At 64.7% G+C, this 15,290-nt stretch carries 16 protein-coding genes and 1 tRNA gene; 3 read left to right on the forward strand and 14 right to left on the reverse strand.

What is annotated here, in order from left to right; genetic code table 11:
• Positions 1-13: 13 nt before the first annotated feature.
• Both ACSQ3L_RS03850 and gcvA read right to left on the reverse strand, forming a co-directional pair.
• Positions 14-1,324, reverse strand: a complete 1,311-nt coding sequence (locus ACSQ3L_RS03850; RefSeq protein ID WP_436158733.1) for an ABC transporter substrate-binding protein — start codon at positions 1,322-1,324, stop codon at positions 14-16.
• Positions 1,325-1,658: 334 nt separating this feature from the next.
• Positions 1,659-2,564 carry a transcriptional regulator GcvA gene (gene gcvA, locus ACSQ3L_RS03855; protein ID WP_436158734.1) on the reverse strand — a complete coding sequence of 302 codons (906 nt, stop codon included), beginning with the start codon at positions 2,562-2,564 and terminating at the stop codon, positions 1,659-1,661.
• 110 nt (positions 2,565-2,674) lie between these two features.
• On the opposite strand from gcvA, the gene ACSQ3L_RS03860 reads away from it, so the two are divergent.
• Positions 2,675-2,860: a hypothetical protein gene (locus ACSQ3L_RS03860; RefSeq protein ID WP_436163377.1), complete on the forward strand. Its 186-nt coding sequence runs from the start codon at positions 2,675-2,677 to the stop codon at positions 2,858-2,860.
• A 41-nt stretch (positions 2,861-2,901) separates the two neighbouring features.
• Here ACSQ3L_RS03860 and ACSQ3L_RS03865 read toward each other — a convergent pair whose 3' ends face one another.
• Positions 2,902-3,861: a sugar-binding transcriptional regulator gene (locus tag ACSQ3L_RS03865; protein ID WP_436158735.1), complete on the reverse strand. Its 960-nt coding sequence runs from the start codon at positions 3,859-3,861 to the stop codon at positions 2,902-2,904.
• Positions 3,862-4,117: 256 nt separating this feature from the next.
• Here ACSQ3L_RS03865 and ACSQ3L_RS03870 point away from each other — a divergent pair, with 256 nt between their 5' ends.
• Positions 4,118-4,750 (forward strand): HAD family hydrolase, encoded by a 633-nt coding sequence (locus ACSQ3L_RS03870; protein WP_436158736.1) that lies wholly within the window; start codon positions 4,118-4,120, stop codon positions 4,748-4,750.
• 78 nt (positions 4,751-4,828) lie between these two features.
• Here ACSQ3L_RS03870 and ACSQ3L_RS03875 read toward each other — a convergent pair whose 3' ends face one another.
• From ACSQ3L_RS03875 to ACSQ3L_RS03895, 5 genes are all read right to left on the reverse strand, one after another.
• Positions 4,829-6,871, reverse strand: a complete 2,043-nt coding sequence (locus ACSQ3L_RS03875; RefSeq protein WP_436158737.1) for a hydantoinase/oxoprolinase N-terminal domain-containing protein — start codon at positions 6,869-6,871, stop codon at positions 4,829-4,831.
• A gap of 193 nt (positions 6,872-7,064) precedes the next feature.
• Positions 7,065-7,430: an endonuclease domain-containing protein gene (locus ACSQ3L_RS03880; RefSeq protein ID WP_436158738.1), complete on the reverse strand. Its 366-nt coding sequence runs from the start codon at positions 7,428-7,430 to the stop codon at positions 7,065-7,067.
• A 108-nt stretch (positions 7,431-7,538) separates the two neighbouring features.
• The gene (locus ACSQ3L_RS03885; RefSeq protein WP_436158739.1) at positions 7,539-8,165 is read right to left on the reverse strand and encodes a CDGSH iron-sulfur domain-containing protein; all 627 of its coding nucleotides are present in this window, start codon (positions 8,163-8,165) and stop codon (positions 7,539-7,541) included.
• 114 nt (positions 8,166-8,279) lie between these two features.
• A complete protein-coding gene (locus tag ACSQ3L_RS03890) occupies positions 8,280-8,651 on the reverse strand; it encodes a hypothetical protein (protein ID WP_436158740.1) in 372 nt (123 codons plus the stop codon).
• A gap of 126 nt (positions 8,652-8,777) precedes the next feature.
• On the reverse strand, positions 8,778-9,131 hold the full coding sequence (locus ACSQ3L_RS03895) for a hypothetical protein (RefSeq protein WP_436158741.1): 354 nt from the start codon (positions 9,129-9,131) through the stop codon (positions 8,778-8,780).
• A 219-nt stretch (positions 9,132-9,350) separates the two neighbouring features.
• On the opposite strand from ACSQ3L_RS03895, the gene ACSQ3L_RS03900 reads away from it, so the two are divergent.
• Positions 9,351-9,530, forward strand: a complete 180-nt coding sequence (locus ACSQ3L_RS03900; protein ID WP_292183678.1) for a hypothetical protein — start codon at positions 9,351-9,353, stop codon at positions 9,528-9,530.
• A 14-nt stretch (positions 9,531-9,544) separates the two neighbouring features.
• Here the strand turns inward: ACSQ3L_RS03900 and ACSQ3L_RS03905 are convergent, their stop codons facing one another.
• The 6 genes from ACSQ3L_RS03905 to ACSQ3L_RS03930 form a co-directional block, all read right to left on the reverse strand.
• Positions 9,545-9,853 (reverse strand): UBP-type zinc finger domain-containing protein, encoded by a 309-nt coding sequence (locus tag ACSQ3L_RS03905; protein WP_436158742.1) that lies wholly within the window; start codon positions 9,851-9,853, stop codon positions 9,545-9,547.
• On the reverse strand, positions 9,850-11,535 hold the full coding sequence (locus ACSQ3L_RS03910) for an FAD-dependent oxidoreductase (RefSeq protein WP_436158743.1): 1,686 nt from the start codon (positions 11,533-11,535) through the stop codon (positions 9,850-9,852). Before ACSQ3L_RS03910 ends, ACSQ3L_RS03905 begins: the two co-directional genes overlap by 4 nt.
• A gap of 149 nt (positions 11,536-11,684) precedes the next feature.
• Positions 11,685-11,769 (reverse strand) — tRNA-Leu (locus tag ACSQ3L_RS03915).
• A gap of 129 nt (positions 11,770-11,898) precedes the next feature.
• On the reverse strand, positions 11,899-12,519 hold the full coding sequence (locus tag ACSQ3L_RS03920) for a 2,3-bisphosphoglycerate-dependent phosphoglycerate mutase (RefSeq protein WP_436158744.1): 621 nt from the start codon (positions 12,517-12,519) through the stop codon (positions 11,899-11,901).
• Between the two features lie 32 nt (positions 12,520-12,551).
• Entirely contained in the window at positions 12,552-13,394 is an 843-nt protein-coding gene (gene dapB / locus ACSQ3L_RS03925) for a 4-hydroxy-tetrahydrodipicolinate reductase (RefSeq protein WP_436158745.1), read from the reverse strand.
• On the reverse strand, positions 13,391-15,250 hold the full coding sequence (locus ACSQ3L_RS03930; RefSeq protein WP_436158746.1) for an ABC transporter ATP-binding protein: 1,860 nt from the start codon (positions 15,248-15,250) through the stop codon (positions 13,391-13,393). The genes dapB and ACSQ3L_RS03930 overlap by 4 nt, the downstream gene beginning before the upstream one ends.
• Positions 15,251-15,290 lie beyond the last annotated feature (40 nt).

Below are 15,290 nucleotides of genomic sequence, written 5' to 3' on the forward strand. Positions count from 1 at the left end.
ACCGGGAGGAGCCTTACTTGATGTATCCGCCTTCGGTCATTGCCGCGGTGGCAGCGTCCTGGGCCTGCTTCAAGGCATCGTCGACGCTCGACTGGCCGGCAAGAGCCGCCGAGAAGAGCTGGCCGACAGTGGTGCCAAGGCCCTGGAACTCAGGGATGGCGACGAACTGGACGCCGACATAGGGCACCGGCTTGACGGTCGGATGCGTCGGATCGGCGGCGTTGATCGAGTCCAGCGTCATCTTGGCGAACGGAGCTGCCTTCTGGTACTCGGCATTGGCATAGAGCGAGGAGCGCGTGCCCGGAGGAACGTTGGCCCAGCCTTCCTTCGAAGCGACCAGTTCGGCATAGTGCTTGCTGGTTGCCCAGGAGACGAACTTCTGGGCGGCATCGGCCTTCTGCGTGCCGGCGGGGATCGCCAGCGACCAGGCCCAAAGCCAATTGCCGCGCTTGCCCAGGCCATTGTCGGGTGCCAGCGCATACCCAACCTTATCGGCGACCTGCGATGCCTTGGGATCGGATACGAAGGACGCGGCGACGGTGGCGTCGATCCACATGCCGCATTTGCCCTGCTGGAACAGCGCCAGGTTTTCGTTGAAGCCGTTGGACGACGCGCCCTCGGGGCCGTCGGCCTTCATCAGGTCGACGTAGAATTGCAACGTGTTCTTCCATTCCGGCTGGTCGAACTGCGGCTTCCAGTTCTCGTCGAACCAGCGGGCGCCGAAGGAGTTCGACATGGCGGTCAGGAAGGCCATGTTTTCGCCCCAGCCGGCCTTGCCGCGCAGACACACACCGTTCACGCCATTGGCGCGATCGGTCATCTTGTCGGCGGCCTGCTTGATGAAGTCCCAGGTCGGCGCGTCGGGCATTTTCAGCCCGGCCTTGTCCATCAGGTCCTTGCGATACATGACGAAGGAGCTTTCGCCGTAGAAGGGCGCGGCATAGAGCTTGCCGTCGACCGAAAGGCCGCCTGCAATGGCCGGGATGATGTCCTTGGCGTCGTAGTCGTCGCCGAGCTTGTCGAGCGGCAGCAGCCAGCTCTGCTTGGCCCAGATCGGAACTTCATAGGTGCCGATGGTCATCACGTCGTATTGACCGCCCTTGGTGGCGATGTCGGTGGTGACGCGCTCGCGCAGCACGTTCTCTTCAAGCGTAACCCAATTGAGCTGGATGTCGGGGTTCGCCTTGGTGAAGTCCTCGGTCAGCTTTTGCATGCGGACCATATCGCCATTGTTGACGGTGGCGATGGTGATGGATTCGGCGTGTGCGGCGAACGCAAGCGCGCTGGCCGACAACAAGCCCAGGGTGAGCGTGCGAAGTTTCATCAAATTCCTCCCTTGAACCAAAATGAGCATTTGCCTTGGCTTTGGGCAATTACTCACTTGACGTTAATTATGTCAAGCCGGATTCGATGTTGCAGCGCAGCACTGGGCGACGCCACGGAGTGGGAACGAGTGGAGATTTTCAGGGCGAGGAAAGCCCTTCGCCGGATATCGGTGTGGCAATAGCGGATGGGTTTGCGGGCACTAGGTGCGTGTCGCCCAAAAGTGATCTCGGTTTTGGGAGAACGACATGCATAAAAAACAAAGACCTAAAGCGGGTCGCCTGAATCCGTTCAGACGCGACACGCTTTAGGCGCGGTGCCAGGTGGCTTGCCGGTCAGCAGGCGATTTCGGCCAGCAGCCAGTCCCGGAAGGCGCGGATCTTCGGCACGTTGCGGCGCGACTCCGGATAGACCAGCCAATAGGCGTGGCCGTCATCGCCGACTAGATCGAAAGGCTGGATCAGGCGCCCATCGGCGAGTTCCGCCTTGAACAGCGCCCTGGTCAGGATCGCAACGCCATGGCCGGCGATTGCCGCATTGGCCTCATAGGCTTGCGCGCCCATGCTGCTGCCGGGTCGTCTGGCAAGATCGTGCGAGTGCACGCCGGCAGCCGAAAACCATTCCGTCCACCAGATGTCGCCGGGGTCCAGGATCGGCAACCGCAAGAGGTCGGCCGGTTCCTTGACGCCGCCAATACTTGCCGCCAGCTTCGGGCTCAGCATCGGCGTGAAATCGGCATCGAGCAACTTGTGCGCTTCCAGGCCCGGCCATTTGCCACCGCCCGAGCGGATGGCGATATCGGTATCCTCGCGGGCAAAGTCGGTCAGGCGGCTCGACGTTTCGAGCCGCACGGCCAGCGACGGATGGGCGATCTGGAACGACCCCAGCCGGTGCGCCAGCCAGTTCGAGGCGAATGTCAGCACCGTGGTGACGCACAGCAACCCGTCGGCCCCGCCACGCGCTGCCGCATAGGCCTGGCCGAGAATGGCGAAGGCCTCGCTGACCGCGGGTGCCAGGCGCTGCCCGGCCTCGGTCAACACGATCTGCCGAGGCCGGCGCAGGAACAGCGGCGCGCCGACACGCTCCTCCAGCACCTTGATCTGATAGCTGACCGCCGCCTGCGTCATGGCGAGTTCGCCGGCGGCCTTGGTGAAGGAAAGATGCCGTGCCACCGCGTCGAACACCCTGATCGCCTGCAGCGGCGGGAGTTGCGAAACCTGTCGCGAGCCGAGGTCCGGCATAAGGCCTCCTTATGGGTCATAACAGATGTTCGATTGGCAAAGGCGGCCGGCAAGACCGACATTCCTGATCAACCCGTCATTCGGGTTCAGGATAGCGAAGGTTGACGATTATGACCATGGCGCAGCAAAAATGCACTCCCGCTCCGGATCACCGCTGGATTTCGTGGCTCACGGACGGATTTGGCTGGTTCGCGACAAGAAAGAGGGCACATCTCGACATCAGGGAGCTGTCGCCACATCTGCAGCGCGATCTCGGTTTCCTCGATGGCAACGACCCTCTCGGGCGGCACAGGTAGTATGGCTCACTTTATCGCAGATCGAGCGCGACGCTCTCCAATCACAGACTGGCCAGCAGGGCGGCAGCGGTCCGTTCATCGGTGATGAGGCCGTTGATCAGCCGCCGGTTGGCGGCCGCCAGGATGCCCGGCAGTTTTCGCTCGCCCATTGCCAGTGCGATGACCAGCGACTTTTCGCGTGACGGCAGCGACGCCGACGACACTCGATCGTTGGTGATGCCTTCGATCATGCGACCTTCGCGATCGTATACCCAGCCGACGATCTCGGCGATGCCGCCGGCTTTCTGCAGCGCCTTCAACTCGCTTTCCGAAATGAAACCGTCCTCGTAGAGCGGGGCCTTGGGGCCGAGATCGCCAATGCCGATGAAGGTGACGTCGGCTTCCGCCGCCAGCGCCAGCGTCGGCTGGATCATCGGCTGCTTGAGCAGCATCTCGCGCTCCTCCGGCGACGAGGCGATGACCGGCAGCGGCATCGGGAAGGAGCGCGCCTTGACCCTGTCGGCCATGGTGAAGATGACGTTGTAGAAGGCGGCCGAGCCGTCCGGCGAGATGTTGCCCGTCAGCGACACCACCTTGTGCTGCGGACATTCCATCGGCGGCAACTGCTCGATCGCCGCCTTCAGCGTGCGGCCGGTGCCGATCGCCATGACGATCGGCGTCGGCGACCGCAGCCGCCGCTCGATCTCGGCGGCGGCCGCCTCGGCGATGCCGATGGTGGTGGAGGATGAATTCGGATCGCTCGGCACCACTTCGACCAGATCGAGCGCGAAGCGCGATCTCAGCCGTGCCGCCAGATCGAGGCAGTTGGCGATCGGATGGTCGACGCGAACCTTGATCAGACCTTCCGACACCGCCAGCGACACCAGCCGCTGCGCCGTCTGCCGTGAGATGCCGAGCGTGGCGGCAATCTGGTCCTGGGTGTTGCCGGCAACATAATAAAGCCAGCCGGCGCGCGCCGCGTCGTCCAGCCTGTTGCTGCCGCCATCCTGCCGGGTATTCACGTGCTGCCTCCCGAGACCGCCGGTCATGAGAGCGGCCTACGCCCACTTTCGCAGGGAATGGCCTGATGCGCAATTGTCAATCTCAAGAGCAATTGCTTGCTATCCATAGGCGTAGCGCGACCGCGTTTCTCTCTTTCACGATGTTGTGTCGGTAAAGGAGCGCGGTCGCGGTCCCGGCAGGCGCGGCACGTTCTTCGGTCCCGAAGGTTTATCTCCCGGCGCAAACCCTTTAAGGGATGGCAAAAAGGAGCCTTGCATGACGCCGAAAGCGGTTTTCTGGGACATGGACGGCACGCTGGTCGACAGCGAACCGCTGCACGAGGCCGCCCTGGTGGCTGCGATGCGCAATGTCGGCCTTATCCCGCCGGACGATCTGCATGAGCGCGTGCTTGGCGTCGCCGCCTGGCCGGTTTACGAGATGATGCGCGACGAGTTCGGCCTGGCCTTGCCCTTCGATGAGTGGATCGTTCACAAATACGAGCACTATCTGCCGCTGGTCGAGGGCCTGAAGCCGCGTCCCGGCGCGATCGAGATCTTCAACGAGTTGCGGGCAAGAGGCGTCCAGCAGGCCGTGGTGTCGAATTCCGACCGGATGATCGTCGACGCCAATCTGAGCATGGTCGGCCTCATCCATCCCGGCATGAAGACGATCAGCCGCAACGACGTACGCGAAGGCAAGCCCCACGCCGAGCCATTCCTGCGCGCCGCCTATCTGGCCGATGTCGATCCCGCGCATGCGATAGCGATCGACGACAGCTGGCCGGGCGCCATGGCAGGGCTGGCCGCGGGCATGAAGACGATCTTCTGGCCGGAAAAGCCGATGGAAGGACCGCCCGGTGCGATCGTGATCAACAGCGCCGACGAATTGCGGGCTCAGTTAGGACTCTGAACGCTTTCGCAAACGTAAGCGCTGCCCCTCATCCGCCTGCCGGTCACCTGCAATCCGTGAACTGGAGAAGGAAGAAGCCTACACTGCAATCCGTGGCCTTCCCGAGGCCACCGCTACCACATGCGCCTCGATGAACATGCGCTGGGCTTCGACTGTCGAGACGCGAAATTCTGTCTCGACTTCGATTTCGGCGCTGTCTGTGCCGGCGTCCCTGGCGCGCTCCGCGACGATGGCGCGGACATCGGCTTCGGCGGCGGCGATCGCCGCCGCCTCGTCGACGAAATCGCGCACGGTTTCACCCGAGGCAAGACGAAACAGCCCTTCCTTGGGCTGGCTGACCCGCGCCTCGGCCGAAACCCTGACCTGGCCGACGACGGCGCCGAGCGCGTTGGCGACATCGGTATCTTCCGGGACCACGCAGTCATTGCCGATCAGCGGCGGCAGGCCGGCATAGTGCAGCGGCGCCGAGGCGCCGAGGCCTATGACCGGGCGGTCGAGCGCGACGCTGAGGCGGGCAATGCCGGGATGCGCGTCGACGGCGCGCTGCACCAGCGCATGCGCCACCGTCGACGCGCCATCGAGCCCGTCCTCGGCAAAGGCGGTTTCGAGGATATACTCGGCCGACCAGCGCGTCAGCGTCACCAGCACCCGTTCCGAGATCGCTTCGGGCGAGGCGGCGATGTTCTGGCCACGGCCGTCGCGCTTGCGGGCGAACAGTTCGGCGCCGAGGCGCGCGGCGATGGGATCCCAGTTCGCCTGCTTGCCCAGCACATGGGCGGCGTCCGACGGGGTGAAGCCGGCGATATGCACCAGCCCGCGCGACACCAGCCGGTTCAGCGTCGCGTTCTGCGCGTTCGAGGCCAAAAGCCTGTCGATGGCTAGCGGCACGGCGCCAATCAGTTCGTAGAGCCTAGCTTCGGCGCTGGTCAGGCCGGCGGCAAGCCTATCCGGCACGCCGGTGCGCACCGCGAAGCGGCCGTCCATGCGGCCGGGATTGGGCGCGCGCAATTGCCGTTCGAGTTCCGATGTGACGGCGTTGCCATGAGCCATGCCGGCCAGCGCCAGCGGCACCAGGCGGCGCGGCCCGAGTAGGATCTTCGGGTTGAGCGCGCCGTCCTCCAGCGTCACTTCGGAATCGCCGCCGAGGCCGAAGGTGCGCATGGCGACCGCCTCGACCATGGTGCGGAAACCGCCGACGGTGGCGCCTTCCGGATCGAGCCTGGGACGGCCGCCATCGAGCACGGCGACGTCGGTGGTTGTGCCTCCGATATCGGACACCATGGCATCGTCGAGCCCGGTCATGTGGCGGGCGCCGACCAGGCTGGCGGCCGGGCCGGAAAGGATGGTCTCGATCGGCCGCTGGCGGGCAAACGCCGCCGAAACCAGCGCGCCATCGCCGCGCACCACCATCAGCGGTGCTGCAATGTTGCGCTCTCCGAGAAAGCCTTCGGTTGCCGCGACCAGCCGGTCGATCATCGAGATCAGCCTGGCGTTGAGCAGCGTCGTCAGCGCCCGGCGCGGGCCGCCGAGCTTGGCCGACAGTTCGTGGCTCGATGTGACCGGCAGGCCGGTCTTTTCGCGGATCAGCTCGCGGGCGGCGATCTCGTGCGCGGGATTGCGGGTAGCGAAATAGGCGCAGACGGCAAAGCCGGACACCGAGGCGCCGAGCTCCGGCAATGCAGCCTCCAGCCCGGACAGATCGAGCTTGGCGGCATTGCCGTGCACATCGTGACCGCCCGGACAAAAAACCACCGGATCGGTGCCCAGCGCCGCCTTCAGCCCGTCGCGGGCGAGGTCGCCTTCGGAAAAGCCGATCATAACCAGCGCGACGCGGCCGCCCTGGCCTTCGACCAGTGCGTTGGTGGCAAGCGTCGTCGACATCGAAACCAGTTTGATGGCGGCCGGATCGGTGCCCGCCTTCTGCAGCACCGCGTCGACGGCGCCGGAAATGCCGACGGCGAGGTCATGCCGCGTGGTCAGCGCCTTGGCCTTGGCCAGCACCTTGCCCTTGTTCGGCCCCTGTTGCGGGCCTTCCGTCTCGGACCACAGCACGGCATCGGTGTAGGTGCCGCCAGTGTCGATGCCGAGGAACAACGGTTTTGGCTTGGTCTTGGCGGTCATTTCTGATGGCGGTCCGGCTGGCGAATTTATGTGTCACTGCCCTTAGCCGATACGGGGCGGTCGATAAAGCCGCGAGCGCTGGGCCAAGGGAGGAGAGCCAATCTCCCCCCTCGTGGGGGAGATGTCCGGCAGGACAGAGGGGGGCGCTGTCCCGCCGGCCTCGCCGCGACTACAGCTCCTCCAGCCGGTCTATTCAAGACGGTTCGCCGAGCCCGGCTGCAATCACAATATGCTGGCAGACATTGTCGATGTCGCGAATGATGTCGTCGTTCCAGAACCGCAGCACGGTCCAGCCGTCTTGCTCCAAGCGCAATGTCCTAGCTTCGTCACTTGTGTCGGCTTCCGCATGCTGGGAGCCGTCGACCTCGACGACGAGTCTCTTCTCCGGGCAAGCGAAGTCGACAATGTAACCAGCTACCGGAAATTGCCGCCGGAAGCCCAGCCCCATCAGCCGGTGCGCGCGAAGTTCGTTCCAGAGCTTCAATTCGGCCGATGTCATGACCTTGCGCATCGATCTGGCGTTTGCGCGATGTCTTGGAGGCAATGGCGTATGAGGCATTGCGATGCTCGGTAGCTGTTGAAGTCAGTGCTCTACGGCGCCCCCCTCTGTCCTGCCGGACATCTCCCCCACGAGGGGGGAGATTGGCGGTGTCGGCCGCAGCGCCAACTACCCCACAAACCCAACCTTCTTATGCGTCCCATCGCAAAACGGCTTGTTGGCGGAATGGCCGCAGCGGCAGAGGAAGGCGCGCTGCGTGCGGTCGACCGTGTGGCCGGTGCCGGTGACGATCTCAAGATTGCCTTCGAGCTTGAGCGGGCCGTTGGTGGTCGGCGTCACCGTCAGCGGGCCATTCCTGGCTTCGAGCGCCGGCGTGTCCTTCAGCGGTGGCTCGCCGGTGGCGGCAAAGCCGGATTTGTTGTGGCTGCCGTCGCAGAACGGCTTGTTCTCCGAAGCGCCGCAGCGGCAGAGCGTGGCGCGATAAAACGTTTCGCCGTCGAGCACGATCTCGGCGTGCACGGCCAGCGGGCCGTTTTCCCGCAGCCGTACGGTGTTGATCGCCGGCGGCTGCTCCTGCGGCCCGCCATCCTTCCTGACGTAAGTGATGGCGCCCGAGGGGCAGCTTTCGGCGATGGCGACGATCTTCTCGACGCTGGCCGCTTCCGGGTGGATCCACTGGCCCGGTGCGTTGGGCACGAAGACGTGCGGGTCGCCGAGCACGCAGTTGCGCGAATGGATGCAGCGCCTGCCGGAAAACCCCACGTCGATCTTGTCGCCTTCGACCATACCGGCCATCGCCATGCTCCTTTTGCCTGAAGCACCTCGCGTCCAGAGAAGCAGACGAGACGTGCCTTGGGTATTTACACAGGCTATGGCTCCGGCCCGAAGATCGTCAAGCTGACAAACCGGTCAGGGGACCAGATTGATCTCCTCGGTTTCGCCGCCGCTGCAGGTGTAGCAACAATCCTCGCATTTTTCCTTATTGCCGGGGCCGACGCCCCAATAGGTGCCCTCGTCGCCGTCGACCCAGGCGCCGTAACAGATCGATTCACCCGCGTTGCAGGATATAGGCAGCTGCTTGGTCTCGCCGTCGTCGAGATAGTAGTCCTTGTCGTCACCCGGCCAGACATAGTCGCGGTCCTGGCTGTAGAGCTCGACGCGCATGGCATTGGGATGGCCGTTCTTGATGGAAAAGGTCACATCGTCGGCATGCGCCGCCGGCACGAACAGCATGACGAGAGACAGCGCGGCCAGCGTGCGGCGCGCATAGGCATGAAACATGGTAACCCCCTGAAGCAGCGGCCCATCCGGCCGCGGGGCGACCATCGCATGTTGCGTTGAATCGCGGAAGTGGATCGGGTGCGCCGATCCCTGACTTAATTTGGGTCCGACGCCGCCTTCTGCCCTCTACGGCACCAGATCGATCGTCTCGGTCGAATGCTCCACGCAGATAAAGCAACAGGTATCGCAGGGCTGGTCATTGTCCGGCCCGACGCCGGCCGAAATGCTGTCATTGCCGTCGACCCAGGCGCCGTAGCAGATGTGTTCGCCCTGATTGCAGGAGAGCGGCACGGACTTCTGCGAACCGGGGTCGATCAGGAACACCTTGTCGTTGCCAGGCCAGACCGTCTCGCGGTCGCGGCTGAACAGCTCGACCGCCACCGCTTCCTTGCGCAGGTTCTTGATGAAGAAGGCCATCTCAGCGGCCTGCGCCGAGGTGGTGAAGAGCAAGGCCGCCAGTGCAGCCATACGAAAGAGCATCACCGTCGTACCTCGCGAATCAGAGCGGCAGAATCGCATGCCTGCCGGTGACTAGGAAGACGCAGCACCCTCCGCCGCAATCTCGCGCCCCAGCCGCACCGTTTCATGCACCAGAAGGTCGAGATCCTCGCCTCAATTCCGCCGGGTTAACGAAGTCGGAAGGAGTTGTTTAACCGTTCCCGGCTATGTCACCGCCGGGGGGCCGACAAAGTGAGTATGATGAGCAACAGCCCCGACAAGCGCAATGAATGGCGCGCCATATTTTACGTGCAAGCTCGCGTTGCCATCCTGTTTGTCCCTGTGGTCGCCAGCCTGCTGATCATCGCAGCGCTTGCCGGCACCGAACGCAAATCCGTTCCCAGCCCGATCGACCCGACCGTCACCGGTTCCGTGCGATAGACCGGCCTCGGCCGTCAAACAAAGCGCGGGATCGGGCCGTTCTGCGGGGTCACGTCGTCGCCGAGGTCGACAAACACCTCGTCGACATAGCACCATGCCCAGCCTTCCGGCGGATCGTAGCCCTCGATGATCGGGTGGCCTGTGGCGTGAAAATGCTTGGTGGCGTGGCGGTTGGGCGAGTCGTCGCAGCAGCCGACATGGCCGCAGGTGCGGCACAGCCGCAGATGCACCCATTGCGACCCGCTCTTTAGGCATTCCTCGCAGCCGAGAGCGCTCGGCGTCACCTTCCTGATGTCGCGCGTATGTCTGCATTCATCCATCATGGTCTCCCGGGCGTTTGAGGTACGTTGGCGTCGCCACGCGCGAGATATGCATGCAATGCGGCGACCACCTGGGCGCCTTCGCCGACGGCCGCCGCGACACGTTTGACCGAGCCGGCGCGGACGTCGCCGATGGCGAACACGCCGCTGCGGCTCGTCTCCATCTGCGCCGATCCCAGGTCCGATCCGGTGCGCACGAAACCCTTGGCATCCAGCGCCACATCGCAGTTGGCCAGCCAGTCGGTGTTCGGGTCGGCGCCTATGAACAGGAAGAGATGGCGGATCGGGCGCGTCGTTTCCGCGCCGCTGTCTCGGTTGCGCCAGCGCACGGTAGCAAGATTGCCCGCGTCGCCCTCCAGGGCCTCGATTTCGGTCCCGGTCAGCACCTCGATGTTCGGCTGCGCCCTGATCCGCTCGACGAGATAGCGCGACATGCTGGCTTCAAGGCTGCCGCCGCGCGCCAGCAACGCCACCTTGCGCGCATGGCTGGCCAGGTACACCGCCGCCTGTCCCGCCGAATTGCCGGCGCCGACCAGCGCCACCTCCTGGCCCGAGCAAAGCCGGCCTTCGATGGGCGACGCCCAATAATGCACGCAGGTTCCCTCGAACCGCGCCAGATTGGCGACATCGAGGCGGCGATAGCGCGCGCCGCTGGCGATCACCACGCTGCGCGTGCGCACTGTCTCGCCGTCGCCGACATCGAGCAAATAGCGGGCGCCCGACGCGTCGGTGGCGGCGCTCAAAAGCTTCGCCTCGTCCGGTATGACCATTTCGACGCCGAATTTCTGCGCCTGGTTGTAGGCACGCGCCATCAGCGCCATGCCGGTAATGCCTGTGGGAAAACCGAGATAGTTCTCGATGCGCGACGACGCGCCGGCCTGACCGCCGAAGGCACGGCAATCGAGCACGATCGTCGACAGGCCTTCCGATGCCGCATAGACCGCCGCCGCCAGCCCTGCCGGTCCGGCGCCGACGATGGCCACGTCATACACTGTATCGGCATCGATCGGCCGCAGCAGGCCGATGCAGCGGGCAAGATCCTTTTCGACCGGATTGCGCAGCAGCCTGCCGTTTGGACAGAGCACGATCGGCAGATGGTGCGGATCGACCTCGAAGCGCTCGACCAGGGTTTTGGCGCAGGGATCGCTGTCGGAATCGAGCACGCGGTGCGGCTGGCCGCTGCGCGACAGAAACCCCTGCAGCCGCAACACGTCGCCATTGCCGACGGGTCCGATGATGATCGGCCCGCTGGTGGCGCTTTCCAAGAGTCCGACCCGGCGCAGGATCAGCGCCCGCATGATGCGCTCGCCGAGATTGGCCTCCTGCGCCATCAGGTCGCGCAGCCGTTGCGAGGCGATGACGAACGCCTCCACCGGCTCGGCTGCCTCGACATTGACCAACGAAGGCCGTGCCGAGAGCTGGGCCAGCTCGCCGACAAAACTGCCCGGACCGTGGGTGACGATCGTCTCGCGCCCGCCGAGCCCACCACCTTGGGTGATGTCGACCTTGCCTGACAACACCACGATCAGACCGGGCGCCACATCGCCTGCCGTGACGATGTGCTCGCCGGCGGCATAGGCGCTGGCCTCGCCGAACCGGCGCATGCGGTCGATGTCCACCTCGGCCAGCGTCGGGAAGGCCTGGTCGCGGCGGGCGCCGAAGATTGCGGTGGCGGATTGAGACATGGGTTGGAGCGTAGCGAAGCGGCCGCCGGGTTTGAAGGGGTTTGTTCGGCGCCTGGTCGGGAGGGGAGGTTGGCGGCAAAGAAAAAGCCCGGACGAACCGGGCTTTTTCTTTAAGTTTCTGAACCGTCGAATGGCTCGAAACGGGAATTTGGTGCCCAGAAGAGGACTCGAACCTCCACTCCTTGCGGAACACGGACCTGAACCGTGCGCGTCTACCAATTCCGCCATCTGGGCTGGTGCGGGCTCATGTAAGCGGGCAAGCGATGTGTGTCAACGCGCTTTTTTTCGAGGGCTGACGCTCGCCGGCTCAGTTTCGGGCGTTGGCGCTGCCGACTTCGAAAAATTTGCCTCGAAGCTGCCGCCTCAGTCCTCCAGCACTTCCTTCGAAGCCACGGTCGAATCGGCGTTGAGCTGGTAGATGACCGGCACGCCGGTGCCGAGTTCCAGCTTGACGATCTCCTCGCCCGACTTGCCATCCAGCGCCATGATCAGGGCACGCAGCGAGTTGCCGTGCGCGGCGACCAAGACCGTGCCACCGCGCAGCACATGCGGCTGCAGATCGTGCAGGTAATAGGGCCAGACGCGCGCGCCGGTATCCTTCAGGCTTTCGCCGGCGGGCGGCGGCACGTCGTAGGAGCGGCGCCAGACATGCACCTGCTCCTCGCCCCATTTCTTGCGGGCGTCGTCCTTGTTGAGGCCCGAGAGATCGCCATAGTCGCGCTCGTTGAGCGCCTGGTCGCGGATGGTCTTGAGATCACTCTGGCCGACGGCGTCGAGGATGTGCTGGCAGGTTTTTTGCGCCCGGATCAGCGCCGAGGTGAAGGCGATGTCGAATTTCAGGCCGCGCGCCTTGAGTTTTTGCCCGGCGGACTTGGCCTCGGCATGCCCCTGCTCGGTCAGGTCGACATCGCGCCAGCCAGTGAACAGGTTCTTCAAATTCCATTCGCTCTGGCCGTGGCGCACGAGCACGAGGGTTCTCGACATGTTTGCTCCCTTCAAGTTGGCAGATAGGCCCCTCAGCTGAGGCCGAGCACGTCCCGCATCGAATACAGTCCCGGCTTGCGGCCACGCGCCCAAAGCGCCGCCTTGACGGCGCCGCGGGCGAAGATGGCGCGGTCCTCGGCATGGTGGGCAAGCGTGATGCGCTCGCCGGTGCCGGCCAGCATCACGCTGTGGTCGCCGACGACGGAGCCGCCGCGCAGCGTGGCAAAGCCGATCGAGCCCGTCTTGCGCACGCCAGTGTGGCCGTCGCGGACCCGTACATCGTTGCCGGCAAGCGCGATACCACGTCCGGCGGCGGCGGCTTCGCCGAGCAGAAGTGCGGTGCCCGACGGCGCGTCGACCTTGTGCTTGTGGTGCATTTCGAGGATTTCGATGTCGAAATCGTCGGCGTCGAGCGCGCGCGCCGCCTGTTCGACCAGCACCGCCAGAAGATTGACGCCGAGGCTCATATTGCCCGACTTGACGATCGTCGCATGGCGCGCCGCCGCGGCGATTTTCGCATTGTCGTCGGCCGTGCACCCGGTCGTGCCAATGACGTGAACGATGCGCGCTTGCGCGGCGTAACCAGCGAATTCAACTGATGAGGCCGGGGTGGTGAAATCGAGCACGCCGTCAGCCCTGGCGAAGACCGGCAGCGGATCGTCACCGATCGCCACATTGATGATGCCAATGCCGGCCAGCTCGCCGGCATCCTTGCCCAGATGGGGCGAACCCGCCCGCTCGACCGCGCCTATGACCCGCGCGCCGGGGATGGTGTGGATCGCCCGGATCAGCGTCTGGCCCATGCGGCCAGCAGCGCCCACCACCACCAGGCCCATATCACTTGCCGGTCTGTCGGTTGCTGATGTCTCGCTCATCTCGTGCTCCCGGCGATGCTCTGCGTCTCGATTTTGCGAGCCGAAGTCTGTATCGGCGCGCTGTCGTCGACAAGCCCCAGGCCCTTGACGCCCTGGATGCGATGGAAGCGGGCATAGACGCTGTGCGGATCGGCCATCAGCGAGGCGTGCGTGCCTTCCTCGACCAGCCGGCCCTGTTCCATGACGATGATGTGGTCGGCATTGACCACCGTCGACAGCCGGTGCGCGATGACGATGGTGGTGCGGCCTTCCATGACCTTTGTGAGCGCCTGCTGGACGCGGGCCTCGGCCTCGTTGTCGAGCGCCGACGTCGCCTCGTCGAGCAAAAGGATCGGCGCCTGCCGCACGATGGCGCGCGCAATCGATACGCGCTGGCGCTGGCCGCCAGATAGCGTCACGCCGTTCTCGCCGACCGGCGTGTCGTAGCCCTGCGGCTGCTGGCGGATGAAGTCGTCGGCCGCAGCCTGCTCTGCTGCCTGTTCGATTTCGGCGTCGGTGGCACCCGGCCGGCCGTAGCGGATGTTGTCGCGGATGGTGCCTTCGAACAGATAGGGCTGCTGCGAGACATAGGCGATGGAGCCGCGCAGCGACTGTTTGGTGACCTTGGAGATGTCCTGGCCGTCGATCTCGATCGTGCCCGCCTCAACATCATAGAAGCGCTGCAGCAGCGCCACCAATGTCGTCTTGCCGGCGCCCGAGGCGCCGACGATGGCGGTCACCTTGCCGGCGGCTGCAACAAAGCTCAGATCGTGCAGGACCGGCGCTTCCTCGACATAGCGGAAGGAGACATTGTTGAAGCGCACTTCGCCGGAGGTGAACTTCGCTTCGGCGGCGCCAGCAGCGTCACTCTGCTGCGGCTCGATGTCGAGCAGCTCATAGATCATGCGCGCATTGACCAGCGCGCGTTCCATGCCGACCTGCATGCGCGCCAGCCGGCGGGCCGGATCATAGGCGAGCGTCAGCGCCGTGATGAAAGAAAACACCGCGCCCGGCGGCTGGCCGAGAACGGTGGCTCGGTAACCGGAATAGGCGATGACGCTGGCGAAGGCGATGCCGGCCAGCAGTTCGGACACCGGCGTCAGCCGCTCGGAGACGCGGGCGATCTTGTTCGAGCGCTGTTCGGCATCCTCGGCGAGCTTGCTGATGCGGCGCGACAGCTCGTCCTCCATGGTGAAGGCCTTGACGATGGCGATACCTTGCGTGGCCTCCTGCATGGCGCCGATCAGCCGCGAGTTGATCTGCACGGATTCGCGCGTGATGCGCCGCACCCGGCGCATCAAATAGGTGACGGTCCAGATCAGCGGCGGTCCGATCAGCAGCGAGCTCAAGGAGAGTATCGGGTCCTGATAGATCATGACGCCGACCAGGCCGACCAGCGAGACGGCATCGCGCGCGGTCGAGGTGACCGTCATCGACAAAAGATCGCGAATGCCGTTGACGTTCTCGTTGACTTGCGCCGCCAGCCGCCCGGACCTTGTGTCGTTGAAGAAGGAGACGCCGAGCTTCATCAAATGGTTGAAGATGCGCTGCTGGTAGCGCGCCACCAGATTGTTGCCGATCCTGGCCATCGTCACCGCTTGGCCGTAGCCGGCAAGGCCGCGCAGGATGAACGCGCCGAGCAGTGCGGCGCAGATCCATGGGATGAGATCGCCGCGACGTTCATAGAATATCTGGTTGACGACCGGGCTCATGATCCAGGCGGCAAGCGCCGTCGTCGCCGACACGGTCAGCAGGCAGAGGATCGTGAAGATATACGCGCCCCGGTACTCGTGGCCGTTTTCGCGCAGGATGCGGCGGATGACCGCCACGATCTCGCCCGCGCGGGGTTTCGACAAATTGGGGGGCTGAAATGTCAAATCGGAGCGCTTCGTAGGTTTCCGCTTCCCGCGGCCGGGC

Origin of the sequence: Mesorhizobium sp. LjRoot246 (assembly GCF_964254115.1) — a bacterium.
Taxonomy (GTDB): Bacteria; Pseudomonadota; Alphaproteobacteria; order Rhizobiales; family Rhizobiaceae; genus Mesorhizobium.